Origin of the sequence: Microtetraspora sp. NBRC 13810 (assembly GCF_030268685.1) — a bacterium.
GTDB lineage: Bacteria > Actinomycetota > Actinomycetes > Streptosporangiales > Streptosporangiaceae > BSRQ01.
The window spans coordinates 110,390-127,259 of sequence record NZ_BSRQ01000012.1 but is presented as its reverse complement, the minus strand read 5'-3'; the positions used below and the strand labels follow the sequence as shown (position 1 = coordinate 127,259).

17 protein-coding genes are annotated in these 16,870 nt (G+C 70.6%); 11 read left to right on the top strand and 6 right to left on the bottom strand.

Features of this window, described 5'->3' with window-relative positions:
* The first annotated feature begins 8 nt into the window (after window positions 1–8).
* The 9 genes from QSK26_RS23820 to QSK26_RS23780 all read left to right on the top strand — a co-directional run bounded on the left by QSK26_RS23820 (window position 9) and on the right by QSK26_RS23780 (window position 8,348).
* Window positions 9–1,577, top strand: coding sequence for an amino acid adenylation domain-containing protein (locus QSK26_RS23820; RefSeq protein WP_285777457.1), 1,569 nt, complete (start codon window positions 9–11; stop codon window positions 1,575–1,577).
* Window positions 1,577–1,825 carry a phosphopantetheine-binding protein gene (locus tag QSK26_RS23815; RefSeq protein WP_285777456.1) on the top strand — a complete coding sequence of 83 codons (249 nt, stop codon included), beginning with the start codon at window positions 1,577–1,579 and terminating at the stop codon, window positions 1,823–1,825. Before QSK26_RS23820 ends, QSK26_RS23815 begins: the two co-directional genes overlap by 1 nt.
* A gap of 11 nt (window positions 1,826–1,836) precedes the next feature.
* A complete protein-coding gene (locus QSK26_RS23810; RefSeq protein ID WP_285777455.1) occupies window positions 1,837–2,592 on the top strand; it encodes a thioesterase II family protein in 756 nt (251 codons plus the stop codon).
* Complete coding sequence (locus tag QSK26_RS23805) at window positions 2,589–3,746, top strand: acyl-CoA dehydrogenase family protein (protein WP_285777454.1); 1,158 nt, start codon at window positions 2,589–2,591, stop codon at window positions 3,744–3,746. Before QSK26_RS23810 ends, QSK26_RS23805 begins: the two co-directional genes overlap by 4 nt.
* Window positions 3,747–3,748: 2 nt before the next feature.
* Window positions 3,749–4,912: an aromatic ring-hydroxylating oxygenase subunit alpha gene (locus QSK26_RS23800; RefSeq protein ID WP_285777453.1), complete on the top strand. Its 1,164-nt coding sequence runs from the start codon at window positions 3,749–3,751 to the stop codon at window positions 4,910–4,912.
* The gene (locus QSK26_RS23795) at window positions 4,912–6,096 is read left to right on the top strand and encodes a benzoate/H(+) symporter BenE family transporter (RefSeq protein WP_285777452.1); all 1,185 of its coding nucleotides are present in this window, start codon (window positions 4,912–4,914) and stop codon (window positions 6,094–6,096) included. The genes QSK26_RS23800 and QSK26_RS23795 overlap by 1 nt, the downstream gene beginning before the upstream one ends.
* Before the next feature lie 134 nt (window positions 6,097–6,230).
* Window positions 6,231–6,731 (top strand): SRPBCC family protein, encoded by a 501-nt coding sequence (locus QSK26_RS23790; RefSeq protein WP_285777451.1) that lies wholly within the window; start codon window positions 6,231–6,233, stop codon window positions 6,729–6,731.
* Complete coding sequence (locus QSK26_RS23785) at window positions 6,728–7,069, top strand: YciI family protein (RefSeq protein WP_285777450.1); 342 nt, start codon at window positions 6,728–6,730, stop codon at window positions 7,067–7,069. The genes QSK26_RS23790 and QSK26_RS23785 overlap by 4 nt, the downstream gene beginning before the upstream one ends.
* A 16-nt stretch (window positions 7,070–7,085) precedes the next feature.
* A complete protein-coding gene (locus tag QSK26_RS23780; RefSeq protein WP_285777449.1) occupies window positions 7,086–8,348 on the top strand; it encodes an RNA polymerase sigma factor in 1,263 nt (420 codons plus the stop codon).
* Here QSK26_RS23780 and QSK26_RS23775 read toward each other — a convergent pair.
* The 4 genes from QSK26_RS23775 to QSK26_RS23760 form a co-directional block, all read right to left on the bottom strand.
* Window positions 8,302–9,480: a winged helix DNA-binding domain-containing protein gene (locus QSK26_RS23775; protein WP_285777448.1), complete on the bottom strand. Its 1,179-nt coding sequence runs from the start codon at window positions 9,478–9,480 to the stop codon at window positions 8,302–8,304. The genes QSK26_RS23780 and QSK26_RS23775 overlap by 47 nt on opposite strands.
* A 210-nt stretch (window positions 9,481–9,690) precedes the next feature.
* Window positions 9,691–10,815: a bifunctional WXG100 family type VII secretion target/C40 family peptidase gene (locus tag QSK26_RS23770; RefSeq protein ID WP_285777447.1), complete on the bottom strand. Its 1,125-nt coding sequence runs from the start codon at window positions 10,813–10,815 to the stop codon at window positions 9,691–9,693.
* Complete coding sequence (locus tag QSK26_RS23765; protein ID WP_285777446.1) at window positions 10,812–11,126, bottom strand: hypothetical protein; 315 nt, start codon at window positions 11,124–11,126, stop codon at window positions 10,812–10,814. The genes QSK26_RS23770 and QSK26_RS23765 overlap by 4 nt, the downstream gene beginning before the upstream one ends.
* Before the next feature lie 144 nt (window positions 11,127–11,270).
* A complete protein-coding gene (locus tag QSK26_RS23760; RefSeq protein ID WP_285777445.1) occupies window positions 11,271–11,627 on the bottom strand; it encodes a hypothetical protein in 357 nt (118 codons plus the stop codon).
* A gap of 78 nt (window positions 11,628–11,705) precedes the next feature.
* Here QSK26_RS23760 and QSK26_RS23755 point away from each other — a divergent pair, with 78 nt between their 5' ends.
* On the top strand, window positions 11,706–12,356 hold the full coding sequence (locus tag QSK26_RS23755; RefSeq protein WP_285777444.1) for an HAD family hydrolase: 651 nt from the start codon (window positions 11,706–11,708) through the stop codon (window positions 12,354–12,356).
* Window positions 12,357–12,402: 46 nt separating this feature from the next.
* Here the strand turns inward: QSK26_RS23755 and QSK26_RS23750 are convergent, their stop codons facing one another.
* The gene (locus QSK26_RS23750; RefSeq protein WP_285777443.1) at window positions 12,403–15,069 is read right to left on the bottom strand and encodes a DUF7824 domain-containing protein; all 2,667 of its coding nucleotides are present in this window, start codon (window positions 15,067–15,069) and stop codon (window positions 12,403–12,405) included.
* 254 nt (window positions 15,070–15,323) lie between these two features.
* On the opposite strand from QSK26_RS23750, the gene QSK26_RS23745 reads away from it, so the two are divergent.
* The gene (locus tag QSK26_RS23745; RefSeq protein ID WP_285777442.1) at window positions 15,324–16,310 is read left to right on the top strand and encodes an outer membrane protein assembly factor BamB family protein; all 987 of its coding nucleotides are present in this window, start codon (window positions 15,324–15,326) and stop codon (window positions 16,308–16,310) included.
* Window positions 16,311–16,389: 79 nt separating this feature from the next.
* Here the strand turns inward: QSK26_RS23745 and QSK26_RS23740 are convergent, their stop codons facing one another.
* The gene (locus QSK26_RS23740; protein ID WP_285777441.1) at window positions 16,390–16,731 is read right to left on the bottom strand and encodes a hypothetical protein; all 342 of its coding nucleotides are present in this window, start codon (window positions 16,729–16,731) and stop codon (window positions 16,390–16,392) included.
* Between the last annotated feature and the right edge of the window lie 139 nt (window positions 16,732–16,870).

Below are 16,870 nucleotides of genomic sequence, written 5' to 3'. Positions count from 1 at the left end.
AGCCGGCAGTGCAGCGGTTGGCGTACTCCGATCCGGCGTTGGCGATCCACCGCCTGATCAACCAGACGGCGGTCGGCTATCCGCGTGAGAGCGGCGTGCCCGAGCTCTTCGAAAGGTGCGCCGACCTCCGGCCCGACGCGCCCGCGGTCGTCCAGGGCGACCGCGGGCTCACCTACCGGCAGCTCGACCGGCTGGCCAACGGCCTGGCCCGGGAACTGCTGGCCCGCGGCCTGACGCCCGGCTCCACCGTCGGGGTCAGCCTTCCCCGCTCGCCGGAGCTGATCGTCGCCCTGCTGGCGATCCTCAAGTGCGGCGGATCGTACCTGCCGTTCGACCCGGCCTACTCCGACGAGCGGCTGCGCCACCTGTTCGGCGAGTCGGGCTGCCGCTGGGTGCTGTCCGACCGGGCCGACCTGGGCGCGCGGCTGGACTGCGAGGTCGTCGCACCGGACGCGCCGCCCGCGGACCGCGGGCCCGGCGTGGCGGTGGCCGCCGACGCCATCGCCTACATCAACTTCACCTCGGGCTCGACCGGCAGGCCGAAGGGCGTGCCGATCCGGCACCGGAGCATCGCCCGGCTCGTGCACGGCGCCACGTACGCCCGCCTGGACGAGGGCACCCGCCTGCTTCACCTGTCCCCCGTCACGTTCGACGCCGCGACGTTCGAGATCTGGGGCGCGCTGCTGCGCGGCGGCACGTGCGTCCTGTACCCCGACGGCTTCGTGCGCCTGTCCCGGCTGGGACAGGTCCTGCGCGAGCACGGCGTGACCGTGCTGTTCCTCACCACCGCCCTGTTCAACGCGGTGATCGACGAGGCGCCGGAGATCCTCTCCGGCCTGCGGACGATCCTCACCGGCGGCGAGGCCCACTCGGTCAGGCACATCGCCGAGGCGTTGCGGACCTACGGTCCCGGACGCCTGGTGAGCGTGTACGGTCCCACCGAGGCGACGACCTTCGCCACCTTCCACCCGGTCGACGAACTGGCGGACGACGTCGTCTCCCTGCCCATCGGCCGGCCGATCCAGAACACGCGGCTCTACGTCGTGGACGGCGAGACCCTGTGCGCCCCCGGGCGGAGCGGCGAGATCTGGCTCGCCGGCGACGGCCTGTCCCCCGGCTACCTGGGGATGCCGGAGCTGACCGCCGACCGTTTCGTCGAGCGGGTGATCGACGGCGTGACCGAGAGGCTCTACCGGACCGGCGACCACGGGCACCTGCTTCCCGGCGGCGACGTCGCCTTCGAGGGACGCAAGGACGACCAGGTCAAGATCAACGGTTTCCGGATCGAGCTCGGCGAGATCTCCTACCACCTGAACCGCCACCCGGCGGTCAGGCAGAGCCACGTCGCGGTGAGCACGCTCGGCGGCAGGTCGCTGCTCGCCTTCGTGGTCACCGACGACCCGGCGTGCACGGCGGCGTCCGTGCGCGACCACCTGCGCGCCCGGCTGCCCGCCTACATGGTGCCCGCCCGCGTCCACCTCTGCGACGCACTCCCCCTGACGGCGACCGGCAAGATCGACCGGCACGCCCTCCTGGCCGCTCACGAGGGCGGCCCTTCGCAAGCTAGGAGCCGATGATGAGTCTCACGCCCACCGAGGAAGCGATCGCCGAGATCTGGACCGAGCTGTTCGGAGTCACCGAGGTCGGCTCGGAGGACGACTTCTTCGCCTTCGGCGGCAACTCCCTCACCGCGATCAAGTTCCTGGCGCGGGTGGAGGAGCGGTTCGGCGTGGACGCCCTCCTCCCGGAGACCCTCTACGAGGACGCCAGAGTCGCCAGCCTGGCCAAGGCCATCGACCAGGCGACGGCGTCCGCGACCACGTGAACACGGCCGCGGTGACACCGGGAACACCGCTCGTCCGGTTCTCCGGCGAGGCACCGGTCGCCCTCCAGCTCCTCTGCTTCCCGTACGCCGGTGGCGGCGCGCAGCTCTTCCGGAGCTGGCAGGCGCTGCTGCCGCCGGACGTCGGGGTCACCGGGGTCAGCCTGCCGGGGCGCGAACAGCGCTTCCGCGAACCGCCCGTCGGCACGTGGCCGGAGGCCGTCGAGACGCTGGCCGGTGTCTTCGCCCGTGAGGTCGTCCAGCGGCCCTACGCGCTCTTCGGGCACAGCCTCGGCGCGCGCCTGGCCTACGAGCTGACCCACCGGCTCCAGGCGGACGGCCACCGCCCGCCCGAACTCCTCGTGGTGTCGGCCTGCCGGGCGCCCGGCGTGCCGCCGCGCTGGCCGCCGATGCACAGCATGGACGGCCCGGCGCTGACCGACAGGCTCCGCGAGATGAACGGCGTCCCGGAGGAGGTGCTGGCCAACCGGCACATGATGGCCCTGCTCGACCGCGTCCTGCGGGCCGACCTGCGGCTCGCGGAGACGTGGGTCGCGTCCACCGGCCGGGTCGGCGCGCCGATCCTCGCGCTGTGCGGAGAGCGCGACGACATCGACCCCTACCAGGACATGGTGGGGTGGCGTGACCACACGTCCGCGGACTTCGCCATCCGCTCCTTCCCGGCCGGCCACTTCGTGCTCCAGGAGCGGCAGGAGGACTTCGTCGCGACTATCGCCGCCCGGCTGCACACCCTGCGGATGGCGACATGACCGGCTCGCCCTATCTCACCGACGAGCACGAAGCGTTCCGGCAGTCCGTGCGCACGTTCCTGCGCAAGGAAGTGACCCCGTACGCCCCCGACTGGGAGCGGGACGGGACGATGCCCCGCTCGGCGTGGCTGGCCTTCGCGGCCGAGGGGCTGCTGGGCCTCAACCACCCGCGCTCCGTCGGCGGAGCCGAGAAGGACATCTTCCACTCGGTCGTCTTCCTGGAGGAACTGGGCCGCATGGGGTTCGGCGGGGTACGGTTCGCCGTCGCCCTGCACGCCTACATGGCCACGAGTTACCTGAGCACCGGCGGCTCGGCCGACCTCCGGGAGCGGTACCTGCGCCCGGCGGTGGCCGGTGAGAGGATCGCCGCACTGGCGATCACCGAACCGCAGGCCGGCTCCGACCTGTCCCTGCTGGCGGCGACGGTCCGGGACGACGGCGACGACCTCGTCATCGACGGCGAGAAGCGCTTCATCGTCAACGGCCTCTTCGCCGACTTCTTCGTGACCGCCATCCGTACGGGCGCGTCGGCGACGGGCCAGGGCGACCTGTCCCTGTGCGTGGTGGACGGCGACAGCCCCGGCGTCCGGGTCGTGCCCAACGACTGCGTCTCCTGGCGGGCCTCGGGCATGGCCGACGTCACGTTCACCGGCGTACGCGTCCCGAAGGCGAACCTGATCGGCCGCCGCAACTCCGGCTTCATGCAGATCATGAAGAACATGCAGCTGGAACGGCTCGCCGCGGGGATCACGGCGGTCGGCGACGCGGCGGAGCGGCTGGAGGCCACCTGGCGGTTCCTGAGGGAGCGCGAGATGTTCGGCTCGACGCTCAGCGCCAAGCAGGCGGTCCGGCATCAGATGGCCGACCTGCTCACCGAGGTGACCGCCACCCGCCAGCTCGCCTACCACGCCGCCTGGAGCTACGCCCGCGACCCCCTGTCGATCAACGAGTGCTCGATGATCAAACTGAAGGCGACCGAGCTGGCCCGGACCGTCGCCGAACACTGCCAGCGCCTGCACGGCGCCGAGGGCTTCCGGGCGCAGTCCCCCTTCGTCCGCCGCGTGCAGGACGCCCAAGCCGCCACCGTCGCCGCCGGAGCCAGCGAGGTCATGCGCGACATCGTGGCCCGGAGCGGATTCGAGGAGCTGAGATAGCCATGGACCGTGCCGAGGAACTGCGGCTGCTGGACCACGCCCTGGACCGGGTCCGGGGCAAGGATCTCGCGCTGACCGACACCGACACCCGGATCAGCCTGGAGCGGTACCAGTCGGAGAGCTGGTACCGGATGGAACTCGACCGGATCTTCCACCGGGTGCCGTCCATGCTCGCGCACGGCTCCGAACTCCCCGAGCCGGGGACGTTCGTGACGATGGTCCACTTCGGCCGTCCGCTGCTGGTCAGCCGGGACCGGGAGGGCGTCGCCCACGTCTTCCTCAACGTCTGCCGGCACCGGGGGGCGCGCCTGGAGAAGGAGCCCGCGGGCAGGCGCAAGAACTTCACCTGCTCCTACCACGCCTGGAAGTACGGCACCGACGGCACCCTGGTGAACGTGCCCAGCGAACAGTGCTTCCCCACGCTGGAGAGAAGCGAGCGCAACCTGGTGGCGCTGCCCTCCGTCGAAGCCCACGGGTTCGTCTGGCTGATGCCGGAGGAGGCGCCGCACCGGGCCGACCTCGACCGCTTCCTCGGCGGCATCCGGCCCGACTTCGCCGACCTCGGCCTGGAGTCGTTCGAGATCTACGGGGCCGAGAGCCACGAATGGGAGATCAACTGGAAGCTGTTCGTGGAGGGGACGCTTGAGGGCTACCACTTCCCGTTCCTGCACCCCAAGAGCGCCAACCCGCTGTTCGAGAACGGGATCTTCTTCTTCGACAGCTTCGGCCCCCATCTCCGCTCGATCCTGCCGAAACGGTCGATCAACTTCGTGACCCGGACCGCGCCCGCCGACCGGCGGCTGCACGCGGTCGCCAACGTGATCCACACCCTTTTCCCCAACGAGACCGTCCTGCACCAGTCCGACCACTTCCTGTGGATGACCGCGCACCCGCTCGGACCGACCCGGACGCTGGTGAAGCTGCGCCTCATCGTGCCGAAGGGCTCGCTCGCCGGGGACGGCGCCGAGCGGTGGGAGGAGAACCGGAAGCTGACCTACCAGGTACAGTACGAGGACTTGGAGATCTACCGAGAGATTCAGATCGGCCTTTCGGCGGGTGCCAACAAGGAACACTGCTTCGGCACCCAGGAGCACGCGTTGCAGCGGTACAACGAGGCCATCGAGAGCTATCTGTTCGGAGACGGCCCAGGCCAGGCCGGGGCCTGATGGCGGCCGTCAACCGGTTCGCGCCCGCCTCGGCGGTGACCGCCGGCCTGATCGCGGTGCTCGTCGGGGTGACCAGCTCGGCGGCGATCGTCTTCACCGCGGCCCAGGCGGCGGGGGCCACCGCGGAGCAACTCAGCTCGTGGATGCTGGCGCTCGGCGTCGGCATGGGAGTGACCTGCATCGGGCTGTCCCTGCGCTACCGGACGCCGGTGGTGACCGCCTGGTCGACGCCCGGGGCGGCGCTGCTCGCCGTCGGCCTCGAAGGCGTGCCGATGGCCCAGGCCATCGGTGCCTTCGTGGTGTCCGCGGCGCTGATCACGTTGAGCGGGCTGACCGGCTGGTTCGAACGCGTCATGAACCGGATCCCGGTGCCGCTGGCCGCGGCGCTGCTGGCCGGTGTGCTCGTCCAGTTCGGCGCCGGCCTGTTCACCGCGATGGAGGGAAACTTCGCGGTCGCGTTCGGGATGTTCGCCGCGTACCTGCTGTGCCGCCGCTGGCTGCCCCGGTACGCGATCATCATCGCGCTGGCGGCCGGGATCCTGGTGGCCGCGATACAGGGCACCCTGCGCCTGGAGACGGTGAACCTGACGCTGGCCCAACCGGTCTTCGTCTGGCCCGAGTTCTCCTGGCAGGTGATCGTGGGCATCGGCCTGCCGCTGTTCGTGGTGACGATGGCCTCGCAGAACCTGCCCGGGGTGGCGGTCCTGCGCAACGACGGGTACGACGTGCCGATCTCGCCGCTGATCACCTGGACCGGGGCGGTGAACGTGGTGCTCGCGCCGTTCGGCTGCTTCGGGCTCAACCTCGCCGCGATCACCGCGGCCATCTGCACCGGCCGCGAAGCCCACCCGGACCCCCGGCGGCGCTACCTGGCGGCCGTGTGGGCCGGCGTGTTCATCCTGTGCGTGGGACTCCTCGGCGGGACCGTGGGCCTGCTCCTCACCGCCCTGCCCAGCGCCCTCATCCTGGGCATCGCCGGTCTCGGACTGCTCGGCACCATCGGCGGTTCCCTCACCTCCGCCCTGGCCGACGACCGCCTGCGCGAGCCCGCGGTGGTCACGTTCCTGGCCACCGCGTCCGGCATGACCCTGTTCGGCATCGGCTCGGCCTTCTGGGGCCTGACCGCCGGAGTCCTCACCGCCGCGGTCCTCCACTTCAGACGCCGCCAGCCCGCCCACGTGTGACCTCTCTCCCCGGCTCCGCGTCGCCGTCAGACCAAGGTCACTGAGCAGCCGCTTGGAAGAATCTTGAGGTGAGCCTGTAGTGGAGAGCCTCTCCCGTTCGTCATCCACCTGACGAACGAGAGAGGAGAACACCCATGGACCTGGTCACCGGTGCACAGGTGGCGGTCGTGCTGACCGTCCCGGTGCCACGGGAGCGCATGTGGGATCTGGTCACCGCGGTGGACCGGATCGGCGAGTGGAGCCCGGAGGCCACCGGCGGCGCCTGGTGCGACGGCGCCGGCGCGGCTCCGGGTGCCCGGTTCACCTGCCGTAACCGGTTCGCCGACGGGTTTGAAAGTATGGTGACCTGCGTGGTCACGGCAGCGGAACGGCCGGGCGTCTTCGCCTGGACCGTTCTGGACCACGCCGGCCTGGTCGGCTCGGCGTGGCGCTACGAGCTCACGGATGGCGACGAGCCGGGGAGCACCCGGGTCGGTCACTCGTTCACCCATGGCCCCGGCGCCAGCGGCGCCCGCACGAGTGCCGAAGCCGACCCGCGGGCGCTCGACAGGCGCCTGGTCACCCTCTGCCGGAACATGACCACCACGATCGCCGCGATGGCCACCGCCGATCTCACGACAGGAGTAGCCCGATGAAGTACCTCATGCTGGTGTGCACCGACCCGAACTACACGCCCGGCCAGGACGACGGCGCCCCGGATGTGGAGGACTGGGTCAAGGAGATGGACGACAGGGGGATCCGGCTGGCGGGCAGCCGTACCCGGCCGGCGGGCGACGCGACCACGGTCCGGGTGCGCAACCGCGAGGTGCTGCTGACCGACGGCCCGTACGCGGAGACCAAGGACCAGATGGCCGGGTTCGACATCCTCGACTGCGCCGACCTCGACGAGGCCATCGACGTCGCGTCCAGACACCCGATGGCGTGGGCCGGGATGATCGAGCTGCGGCCGTTCTGGCCGGATGACGAGGACTAGCGTTCGGACGACGCCGGTGACAGCTCAGATCCGGGACCGGATCACCGGGATCTACGCCGAAGGGTGGAGCCGGATCGTGGCCACCATGATCCGGTTCACCGGCGGCGACTGGGACCTGGCCGAGGAGTGCACGCAGGACGCGTTCGCCAAGGCACTCCAGAGGTGGCCGGAATCGGGCATACCTGACCAGCCGCTGGCGTGGCTGACCACCACGGCACGGCACCGCGCGATCGACCGCATGCGTCGCGCGTCGGCCGAGGCGGCGAAACTACGGGAGGCGGCCACGATGGACCCGGAGCCGCAGCCCTACCTGAGTGACGGCGAGATCCCCGACGAGCGTCTGGAGCTCATGTTCACCTGCTGCCATCCGTCGCTGAGTCTCGACGCCCAGGTGGCGTTGACCCTGCGCAGCCTGGCCGGTATGAGCACCGCCGAGATCGCGCGCGCGTTCCTGGTGCCGGAACGCACCATGGGCCAGCGGATCTTCCGGGCCAAACAGAAGGTCGCGCACGCGGGCATCCCGTTCCGGGTGCCGCCCGCGCACCTGCTGCCGGACCGCCTTCCCGCCGTGCTCCACGTGCTCTACCTGCTGTTCAACGAAGGTTACGGAGACCTGCGGAAGGCCCGGCTGTGCCAGGAGGCCATCCGCCTGGCGCGGGTGGTGACGGCGTTGATGCCCGACGAGCCCGAAGCTCAGGGCATGCTCGCGCTGATGCTGCTGCACGACGCGCGGCGGCCGGCCCGCGTGGACGCGGCGGGCGACCTGGTCACCCTGGACGAGCAGGACCGCACGCTGTGGGACCGGGCGCGGATCGCGGAGGGCGCCGCGCTCTGCGAACGAGCGCTACGCCGGGGCCGCGCCGGACCGTTCCAGCTTCAGGCGGCCATCGCGGCGTGCCACGCGACCGCGCCGCTCGCGGCGCAGACGGACTGGCCACAGATCGTCGGGCTGTACACGCAGCTCGCGCGCATCGCACCGAGCCCGGTCGTGGATCTGAACCGTGCCGTGGCGATCGGCATGGCCGACGGTCCCGAGGCGGCGCTCCCCCTGGTCGACGCGATCGCCGGGGCCGGGCAGCTCGACGACTACCACCTGCTGCACGCCACCCGCGCCGACCTGCTACGCCGCGCCGGCCGTACCCGGGAGGCGGCCGACGGCTACCGCTCGGCGCTCGCCCTCGCCCCCACCGACGCCGAACGCCGTTTCCTGCGCAACCGGCTGTCCGAGTGCCTCACCCGGTCAGCTCCTTCTCCAGAGGCGTCCGGAAGCGGGGAGTGACCTGGATGCCGCCCAGCCGCCCCCGAAGCTCGCCCGCCGCGTGCTCCACCGCCCGGACCGCCTCCGCGCCGGCGTCCTCCAGCATCCGGAACACGACCTCGCCATCCTTACGCTGGGCCCACCCGCCGACGATCCGGCCCTCCCACCACACCGTCGGGCCGATGTTCCCGGTACGGTCGAACAACGCCGCCCGATGTCCGCCCAGGTACCAGTCCCGCTGCGCCCAGCCCATCGGGGTCGCGTCCAGGGCCGGCAGCAGGGCCGCCCACGGCTCGGGCGCGGCCACCGGTTCGAGGTCGTCGGCGAGCACGTAGCCGGTGGTCCCGTCGTCGAGTTCCACCTCGGCCGCGCCGACCTTCGCGAGGGCGCGCCGAACCTCGCGGACCGTCCACCGGGTCCACCACCTGACGTCGTCGGACGTGGCGGGCCCGAAGGCCGCGAGCCAGTGCCGCAGCAACTCGGCCTGGGCGACGTCGGCCGCCGGTTCGGCCGTGCCGCCCGGCAGCCAGGACTCCGCGGTGGCCCACTGGTACTGGCTGCTGAGCCACGAGCCGCCGGGCCGGCCGCGCACGATGCGCCCGGCGGCCGAGAGGAGGAACAGCACCCGGCCGGTCAGCCGCTGCCGCCCTCCGTAGCTCTTGTCCGGGTGCATCGTGATCTCCTCGCGCAGCCCCGGCACCTCCGCCGCGAGCTCCGCCGCGGTCGCCGGGCCGCGGGCCGCCAGCGCCCGGACCGTGGCGTCCTCCAGCTCCGCCAGCCACCCGTCCCCGTCGGCCGCGATGCCGTGCTCCTCGATCAGCCTGACCAGCCGCCGCCGCTCACCCGGGATCAGCGCCCGGGTGCTGGACGCCTGTACCACCGGCCCCAGCTCGACCGGCACCACGAACACCGTCCGCCGCATGCCGAGCAGCCTGACCAGCGTGCGCTCCTCGTACAGGGCGCTCTCCACCGCCTCCGGCCCGCCCGCCCGCAGTCGCGCCAGCGCCGAGATCACCACCGTCGCCGGATCCGTGGCATGCAACGCCACCAGGCTGCGCGCCACCTCCACGGCACTCGCGGCACGACTCTCCCGAGCCAGCCGGTGCCGCACCCCCAGCCGCGCCCGCCGCTCCCCCACCCCGATCCGCCTCACACCCGGCCTCCCCAGGACACCCCGCCGCTACAGATGGTCATGCGCGCCCCTTTCCGGTACGCCGGTCACCTGGGTTTGAGTCTGCCGGACATACCTGACGAACCACGACAGGTACGCCCTCGGGCGTCTTCCCGTGTGCTCCGTCCAGCGACACCGGCTTACGTGATCACACGTCACCGGGTTTCGGGTTCCAGCCGTGGGAAGGGCGGGTCAGTTCATTCCCGGGCGGGTGAAGCCCATGGGGGTGCCGCCGTAGGGGGCGATCTTGACGTCGGAGCCTGTTCTGGGGGCGTGGATCATCGTGTTCTTCTCGGGGTCGAGCACGATGCCCACATGGTCGGCGACGCCGTCACCGGTGTTGTCGAAGAAGACGAGATCCCCGGGCTGCGCACTGCCGTCAGGGATGCGCGGTCCGCGCAGCCACTGATCGTTGGCGACCCGGGGGATGGCGGTCCCCGCCGACTCGTACGCGCGTAGTGTCAGCCCGGAGCAGTCGAAGGAGTCGGGGCCGGTCGCTCCCCACCTGTACGGGTCGCCGATCTGCTTGAGGGCGTAGTCGATGACGGCCTGGGCGCGGGGGTTGGGCGCCAGGCTGTGGGCGTTCGGCGGGACGGCCAGCGAAGGAGCGCCCGCACCGCCGCCGCCGCCGCCACCGCCCGCCCCGGTCGTGCCGTACCCGCCGCCGGCGGCCGGCGCGCCGTTCCCGTTGGAGGACGCCAGCTGCGTGCCCTGGGGCCGGAAGTCGGGGTCGGGGACCCAGCGCGCCGCGGGATCGTTGCCCGGGACGAAGACCTGATCGCCGGGAGCGGGGATGCCGGTGAAGAACCGCACCTCGCCGAGGTACTTGTCGATCTCGGCGGTGGCCTGGCCGAGGGCCTCGGTCGCCTTGTCCGTATGTACTCTGGCCCGCTCAAGGGCGTCGGACACCTGGGACCTGATGCTCGTCATCGAGATCGTGCTGCTGTCGGAGTCGCTGCGCTGCGCATCCAGCCAGGCGCGTTTCTCCCGGTAGAGGGCCTGGACCTCGCTCCTGGCCGTGTCGAGCGCGGTCCCCGCGGCGTCCAGCTTGCCGGCGCAGCCGATCAGGGCGTCGCTCAACGCCGTACCGGACTGGGGATACCTGGCCATGTAGGTGGCGAAGTCCTCGGCGGCGTCGCCGTTCCACGCGTTGTTCACCGTGGTGACCGCGCGTCTTACGGCGCCGGTCTCCGTGGTGATGTCGGTCGCCAGCGCCCGCCAGCGCTTCGAGATCCTGGTGATCTCGGCCTGGTCGCCGTTCAGGTCGTCGATGACGGCCTGGATGGGGCTGAGGTACCCGTCCCAGACATCCGTCACGCCTGCTCCGTCCGGGGGACGTCGGGACGGTCGGTCCTGCGGATGTTGCCGACGACCTGATGGATCGCCGCCTCGACCTTGGTGAGGTTCTGCTGGGCGTGCCGGGTCTCGGCGTCGATCTTCGCCTCAAGGTCGTTGACGGCCTTGGTGAGCTTGTCGGAGAAGCCTTCGAGACCACCGAAACAGGAGGCGCCGACGCTCGCGGGAGCCTCGTCAGCCGCGCTCTTGAACTGGTTCGCGACTCCCTTGACCTTGGTCGCGCAGTCCTCCAGCGCGTCGAAGTAGATCTCCAGCCCTGCCACGTGAGTCATGCCTCTGCTGTCAGACCAACATCAATAGCCCCGACAATCTAGCATCTTCGGTCATTTATCCGGCAGCGATTCCCTAGCCGCCCCTATCCGGCAGCGATTCCCGGACCGCCCCTTCCGGTGTGAGCGCAGGGTGCCATACGGCTGTCAGAGGTCCGGCCAGGTGTGCGGTTCGATGTAGCTGTGGAATCCGCGGAAGAACCAGTCGGCAAGGTCGTCGAGCCGTTCCAGGCACGCGTCGTGGTACTCGGCGGGCTTCGGCCGCGGGAAGTGCGGATGGGAAGTCCAGTCCCGCACCCAGCGCGAGACGTCGTAGAACCCCTCGGCGACCCAGCGGTCCAGCCGGTCGCGCCCCTGGTACAGCTCACACGCCGCCCGCATCGCCCGCTCCAACCGGCTGAAGGCGTCCCTGTCCCATTCCAGGCGATCACCCCGCAGCTTCAGCAGGAAGGTGTCATCCCCCGCTTCGAACTCCCGCCGAAGCCCCGCCAGCACATCGTCCACATCCCGATCATGCCGTCCGGCTCCGACATCCTGGATCAGCGGTCGAGTTTCGCAAGACCGTCGAGCGGGTGAGCCGCTGTGCGACGCCTCGCGCTCTTCGACCTGGACAACACCCTCGTGGACCGCGCTGCCGGCCTTCGCCTGTGGGCGCAGGAGTTCCGCGCGTCGCACGGGCTCAGAGCAGACGACGTCGAGTGGATCGTCAAGGCCGACGGTGACGGCCTCGTGCCCAAGGAGACGTTCTTCGCCCAGATCAAGGAGCGGTACTCGCTCGCCGAGCCGGTGGCGGAGCTGTGGGCGCAGTACCGCAGGCGCCACCCTGCCCTGATCCCCGCCTTCCCCGGCGCGCTGGCCGGACTCGCCCGGCTGCGCCGGCAGGACTGGCTCGTCGGCCTGGTCACCAACGGCCTGGCCGACGTCCAGCTCGCCACCATCACGAGCAGCGGCGTCGCCGGGCACGTGCACGGATGGGCGATCTCCGGAGCCGAGAACGCACGCAAGCCGGAAAGGCGGCTCTTCGAGATCGCGGCCGAGCGATGCGGTACGACCTTGGCGGGCGGCGGCTGGATGATCGGCGACAGCGCGGCGGCGGACATGGCCGGCGGGCGAGCGGCCGGCCTGCGAACGGTGTGGATCGACCGTGGCCGCCCCTGGCTCCACGACATCCCCGGCCCGGATCACACGGCAGCCGACGCGGCCGAGGCCATGGCGATTCTCCTGCGGTCCTGAGACGCTTGATCGTGCGTGCGGACTGCACCCAGCAGGCGGCGGGCCTTCATCTCGTGTTGATCGTCCGCAGGAGACGGCGAGCTTCCTCGACCACGCGGCTGCCGCCCTTGCGCGCGGCCGTCTCCGCCAGTCCTGGGACATCGGCCTGCGCCCCCGCGAGCGCGGCGGCCTTGACCGCGACGGCCAGGAGGGCCGCCAGGCCGGTCAGCGGCCGTTCTCCGGCGGCGGGCAGCAGAGCGGGAAGCGCGTCGGCCAGGACGGCCCACGTTTCGTGATGCGCCCCTGACAGCGCGAGGTCCTCCAGGGCCGGTGCGACCCGGTTGAGCTTCACGACGTCCGCGCGGACCAGTCGCCCCAGCGCCCAGCCGAAATCGCCTCCGACGAGTTCTCCACGCACGGCGAGGATCTTCGCCGCGTCGACGGCCAGTGCCCGCTGTGCGGGTTGCCTGTGCCCCAGCACCGTCACGATGGCGCTCGCAGTCGCCCGCCCTACCGGGCCCTCACCCTGAACCAGTGGGATCAGCACCTCCGGTTGGGCGCGATTGACCTGGAGGCCCACGGCGAAGCATTCAAGCACATGGGCGGCGATCACCTCCCGGTGCGACGGCATGGTCACCGGCCACCACTCCGTCTCGTCCGAATGCCCCGCCCACCACTCCTTCGGCTCCAGGACACACAGGTCGCCGATCGCTTCCGGCAGATCCTGCGCCGGTGGATTCATGCGGACGTGCATCGCGGGGATCCGGGCGTAGGTCTGGTACGACACGCTACGGCTCGTCGCCTCTATGCCGTACTCCATGACCGGATCGGCCAGACCGCCGTCCCGCAGCCACGCGGCCAGTCGCCGGCCCGCCGGCGAGGTCAGGTTCTCGGCGCGGGCGACAACCTCGGGGGCGACGGATCGGGGCAGGCGGAGCAGAGCCTGACAGAAGTCGAGGGGAAGCGGTTCACTGTCTCCCAGGAGTTCCAGGCGGCTGACCAGCGTTCCGGGGTCGAGGTGCCCGGTGGGAGCGGTCGGGGTGGCCAGCAGCACCGGGATCGTCCGGCCGGACTCCAGCAGGGCGATGACCTCGCGCAGCCGGTCCCGGACCAGCCAGTCGAGCACCGTGCGGTATGGCGGATTCTTGTCCAGATATTCAGTGATCTGCCCGGAGCACCGGACACTGTCCGCCGGGGACACGATCGCGAGCGCGCAGTGGCGCAGCAACGAGTAGGGACTGTAGGCGACGTGGCTGTCCACGTAGGGGTAGGCCGTGCGGCCCCATCGCGCCCAGCTCTCCTCCCACCAGGGTCGCAGGGCTTCGGCGGTCGCGGCGCGGTCGCGGTGGGTCCACTCGACCATCGCGGCCAGGATCCGCTCGATCTCCATGGGTCCGTACGAGAGCCGGCCAGGGGATATCTTGCCGGCCAGCTCGGCCACGGAAACGATCTCCGGCGGCAGATCGGGAAGCGAGACCGTCGCCGGCAGGGTGCCGGCCACCGGTGACTCGGGCAGCGCCGGAACGACCTCGCCGAAAGCGCCGGCGATCTGACCGAGGAGTTCCGCCGGGAGAGCCGCCGCAGCCTCGCGGATCACGTCGGCGGTCGCCGGGCTCGCGTGCGGCGCCAGCTTGAGCGCCAGCCGTACCGCCCGATCGCGCAACGCAGGCGTTTCCTGGCCGAAGATCAGCGCGAGCGCGGCCAGGGAGCCGTCGGCGCGCTCGGGCGCCGCCCCGGCGATCCACTGCAGCGCGGTCGTGACGAGTTTCTTCTCCGGCCGGAACGCCAGCGCTCCGACCGCCTCGGCGAACAGATCCTGGTCCAGTCCGGCAGCGTCGTCGACGCGGCGCAGCTCGTCGGCGGCCAGCCGGGCCAGCGGGGAGGCGGCGACCGGCAGCACCCGGACCAGGTCCACCACGGGCACCTCGGTGAGTGCCGGCCGCAGCTCATTCCACAGGATCACGAACGGCTCGATGTCCCGGGCCTGGCCGGCGGTCAGGAACCGTGCCGCGCAGCCGTTGAGCAGGCTCCGCCGGTCCACCCGGCCCTCGGCCGCCAGGTCGGCCAGCGCACCGATGACGGAGAGGCTGCCGTCTCCGTTGTTCCATCGCCAGTCCTGGGTCAGTGCGACGGCGACGCCCTCGGCGTGGAACAGCCGGGGAACCATGGCGTCCAGGAGGGGATGCTCCCGGACCACGTCGATCTTCGCGCCCACCCGCAGCTTGCGGTGAAGGTCCCAGACCCAGCCCACGACGAAGGCGTCGTTCTCCGGAGGCGCGATGCCCGTCTCGATCACCAGGGAGGCGGCCAGTTCCCAGCCGGGCTCTCCCTCCGCATTCGACCAGCCCCCGCGTGTGCTTGGCCGCAAACCGGCGACCAGCCGGTGGGCCAGATCCCGGCGCCACTCCTCCTGCCGGTCGCGAACCACGCGCAGGATGCGCTCGGCGTCCACCTTCGGCGCACGCGGGTCACGGAACTCGCGGCGATTGAGCCACGCCGCGACCTGAGCGGCACCGGACAGGCAGGCGGCTCCCACGATACGGAAGGCGGGGGCCTGCTCGACGACCTCCCAGCGGGACGCGCCCTCGCCGCGCAGCCGCTCGGCCAGGTATCCGGGCAGTTGCACAGCGATCGCCTTACGGCCCAGATCACTGAGGCCCGCCAGGAAGGCCGGCAGTCCGGCGTTGTTCTCGCCGGTCTCGATCCAGTCGCGGACATGCTGCCACGGGTTCACGCCGATACCTCCGCCGAACCGCGAGCCCGCCGGGCGGCGGGCGCGTCTTTACAGGGACCACGCGTGCCCCGGCAGTCCGTCCACCACGTCCAGGCGCACACGAGACCGGCGACGACACCGCACCAGCCATGCGCGGGACAGTATCGATGGGTACCGACAAACCAGTACGACGCAGATCCTGCAGCCATCGGGTCGCGTTGGTCGCCCCGCGCCTGCGGTTGATGGCACCGGCGCCTGCCTGGTGCACTGGTCAGATGATCGGGACGACACTGTGGGAGCGGCAGCTCCATCAAAGGGGTGACGCCGGCGCGCTGGCAGCCGGGGAAGACTGCGTCGTCGTCCACGAACGCCACACTCGGCTTGTCTGCCTGAATCGCCATGACGGCTCGGTCCGCTGGGACGTACCCATGGGAACGTGGCCACGTGGCGTGGCGGTCACCGACGAGCGCTGTCTCTGTCTACCCCAGAACAGCGACCAACTGTCCTGCGTCGATCTCACGACGGGATCATTGATGTGGCGCGCCGGCCTGCGAGCGTACTCGGGGCATGTCGTGGCGACCCCGGAGACGGTCATCGTGGGCGGCTGGCGCGGGTACACGCCCATGACCGGTTTCAACTTGGACGACGGACGGCTGCTGTGGTCGACACAGCGCGCCACGGACACGGTGCTTCCTGTGCCGTGGAGCGGCGGCGTGCTGCTGGGAAGCGGCACGGACGCATGGCTGATCGATCCGCGAGAGGGCCGGGAACTCGCCCGCTGGCGACTGCCGGAACCACTGGCGTGGAGCGACAACCACTCGCCGTTCACTCTCATCGATCATGACCGTTGCCTGGTGTTGTGCGGCTCCCGGTCCGTCGCAGTCATCCGGCTCTCATCGGATCTCGTACATCCCCTCTTCCGGCATGACGCCGACCTCGTGACCTCGGCTGCCGAGTTCACCGGTGGCGTGGTGTTGTTGAGAGAGCGGAGGGGCGGTTATGTCGCCGTCGACCCTGAGGACGGATCGGCGTTGTGGAAAATGGATGCCGGGCAGCCGTTTGCCGAGGGGGTCGGTCACGACGACAAGGGTTTTGTGCTCGTCAGCCAACCTGGCGTGCTCTTCCGGCTGCGACCCGACGGCCACCTCGTGGAGCGGTCCTCTTTGCGCTCCAGGGTCAGCGCACTGGTCGACCTTGGCATGGGGGAGATGATCGTGGTGACGAAGGGAACCCTGAGAATGATCGCCGTCGACACGCGTTAGGCCGGTGCTACGGCGACGGACGTGGAAGGCAGCGATGATCTCCGCCCTTATCTGTATCAGCGGCTCAGGGGGCCGTCGTTCAAAGAGACATCATGGTGAGGCTCAGCGAGCCGAGCAACAGGGCCACCGAGACCAGCCAATAGGACCGTGCGGGCAATCTCAAAAGTGCCCGGACCGCGAGATTGACCACCGCCCATAGGGCGATGAAGAGTCCCACGCCGCCAAGCATGATCAGGTGGGGCAGGATTCCGTCATTGTCGGTAGGGTCCCGTTCCGTCAGGCCCAGAGCGGCCAGCGGGTAATTGGCGAGGAAGTACCAGACGAGAAACAGCGGAACAATTGCCAGGTAACCGAACAGGGCGTTGACGGCGAGCGGGGCCAACCACGCGATTCGCTTCAGGGATGCGATGGTGCCGGCCATGACCCTCCCTATAGCAGCGCACGATGGCGGAGGTTCATCTTGGACACGTCATGAAACCTCCGGTCGTGCGGGAAACCCGGAGGTTTGCAGCACTGCCATCAATATGGCCGAGAGTCTACAAGCGTCTCCATCGGCGGAT

What these genes read in the sequence shown, in the direction of transcription:
- QSK26_RS23815 (WP_285777456.1), top strand. Translation starts at nt 1,577, where the DNA reads ATGAGTCTCACGCCCACCGAGGAAGCGATCGCCGAGATCTGGACCGAG.
- QSK26_RS23805 (WP_285777454.1), top strand. Translation starts at nt 2,589, where the DNA reads ATGACCGGCTCGCCCTATCTCACCGACGAGCACGAAGCGTTCCGGCAG.
- QSK26_RS23800 (WP_285777453.1), top strand. Translation starts at nt 3,749, where the DNA reads ATGGACCGTGCCGAGGAACTGCGGCTGCTGGACCACGCCCTGGACCGG.
- QSK26_RS23795 (WP_285777452.1), top strand. Translation starts at nt 4,912, where the DNA reads ATGGCGGCCGTCAACCGGTTCGCGCCCGCCTCGGCGGTGACCGCCGGC.
- QSK26_RS23790 (WP_285777451.1), top strand. Translation starts at nt 6,231, where the DNA reads ATGGACCTGGTCACCGGTGCACAGGTGGCGGTCGTGCTGACCGTCCCG.
- QSK26_RS23785 (WP_285777450.1), top strand. Translation starts at nt 6,728, where the DNA reads ATGAAGTACCTCATGCTGGTGTGCACCGACCCGAACTACACGCCCGGC.
- QSK26_RS23765 (WP_285777446.1), bottom strand. Translation starts at nt 11,126, where the DNA reads ATGACTCACGTGGCAGGGCTGGAGATCTACTTCGACGCGCTGGAGGAC.
- QSK26_RS23745 (WP_285777442.1), top strand. Translation starts at nt 15,324, where the DNA reads ATGATCGGGACGACACTGTGGGAGCGGCAGCTCCATCAAAGGGGTGAC.
- QSK26_RS23740 (WP_285777441.1), bottom strand. Translation starts at nt 16,731, where the DNA reads ATGGCCGGCACCATCGCATCCCTGAAGCGAATCGCGTGGTTGGCCCCG.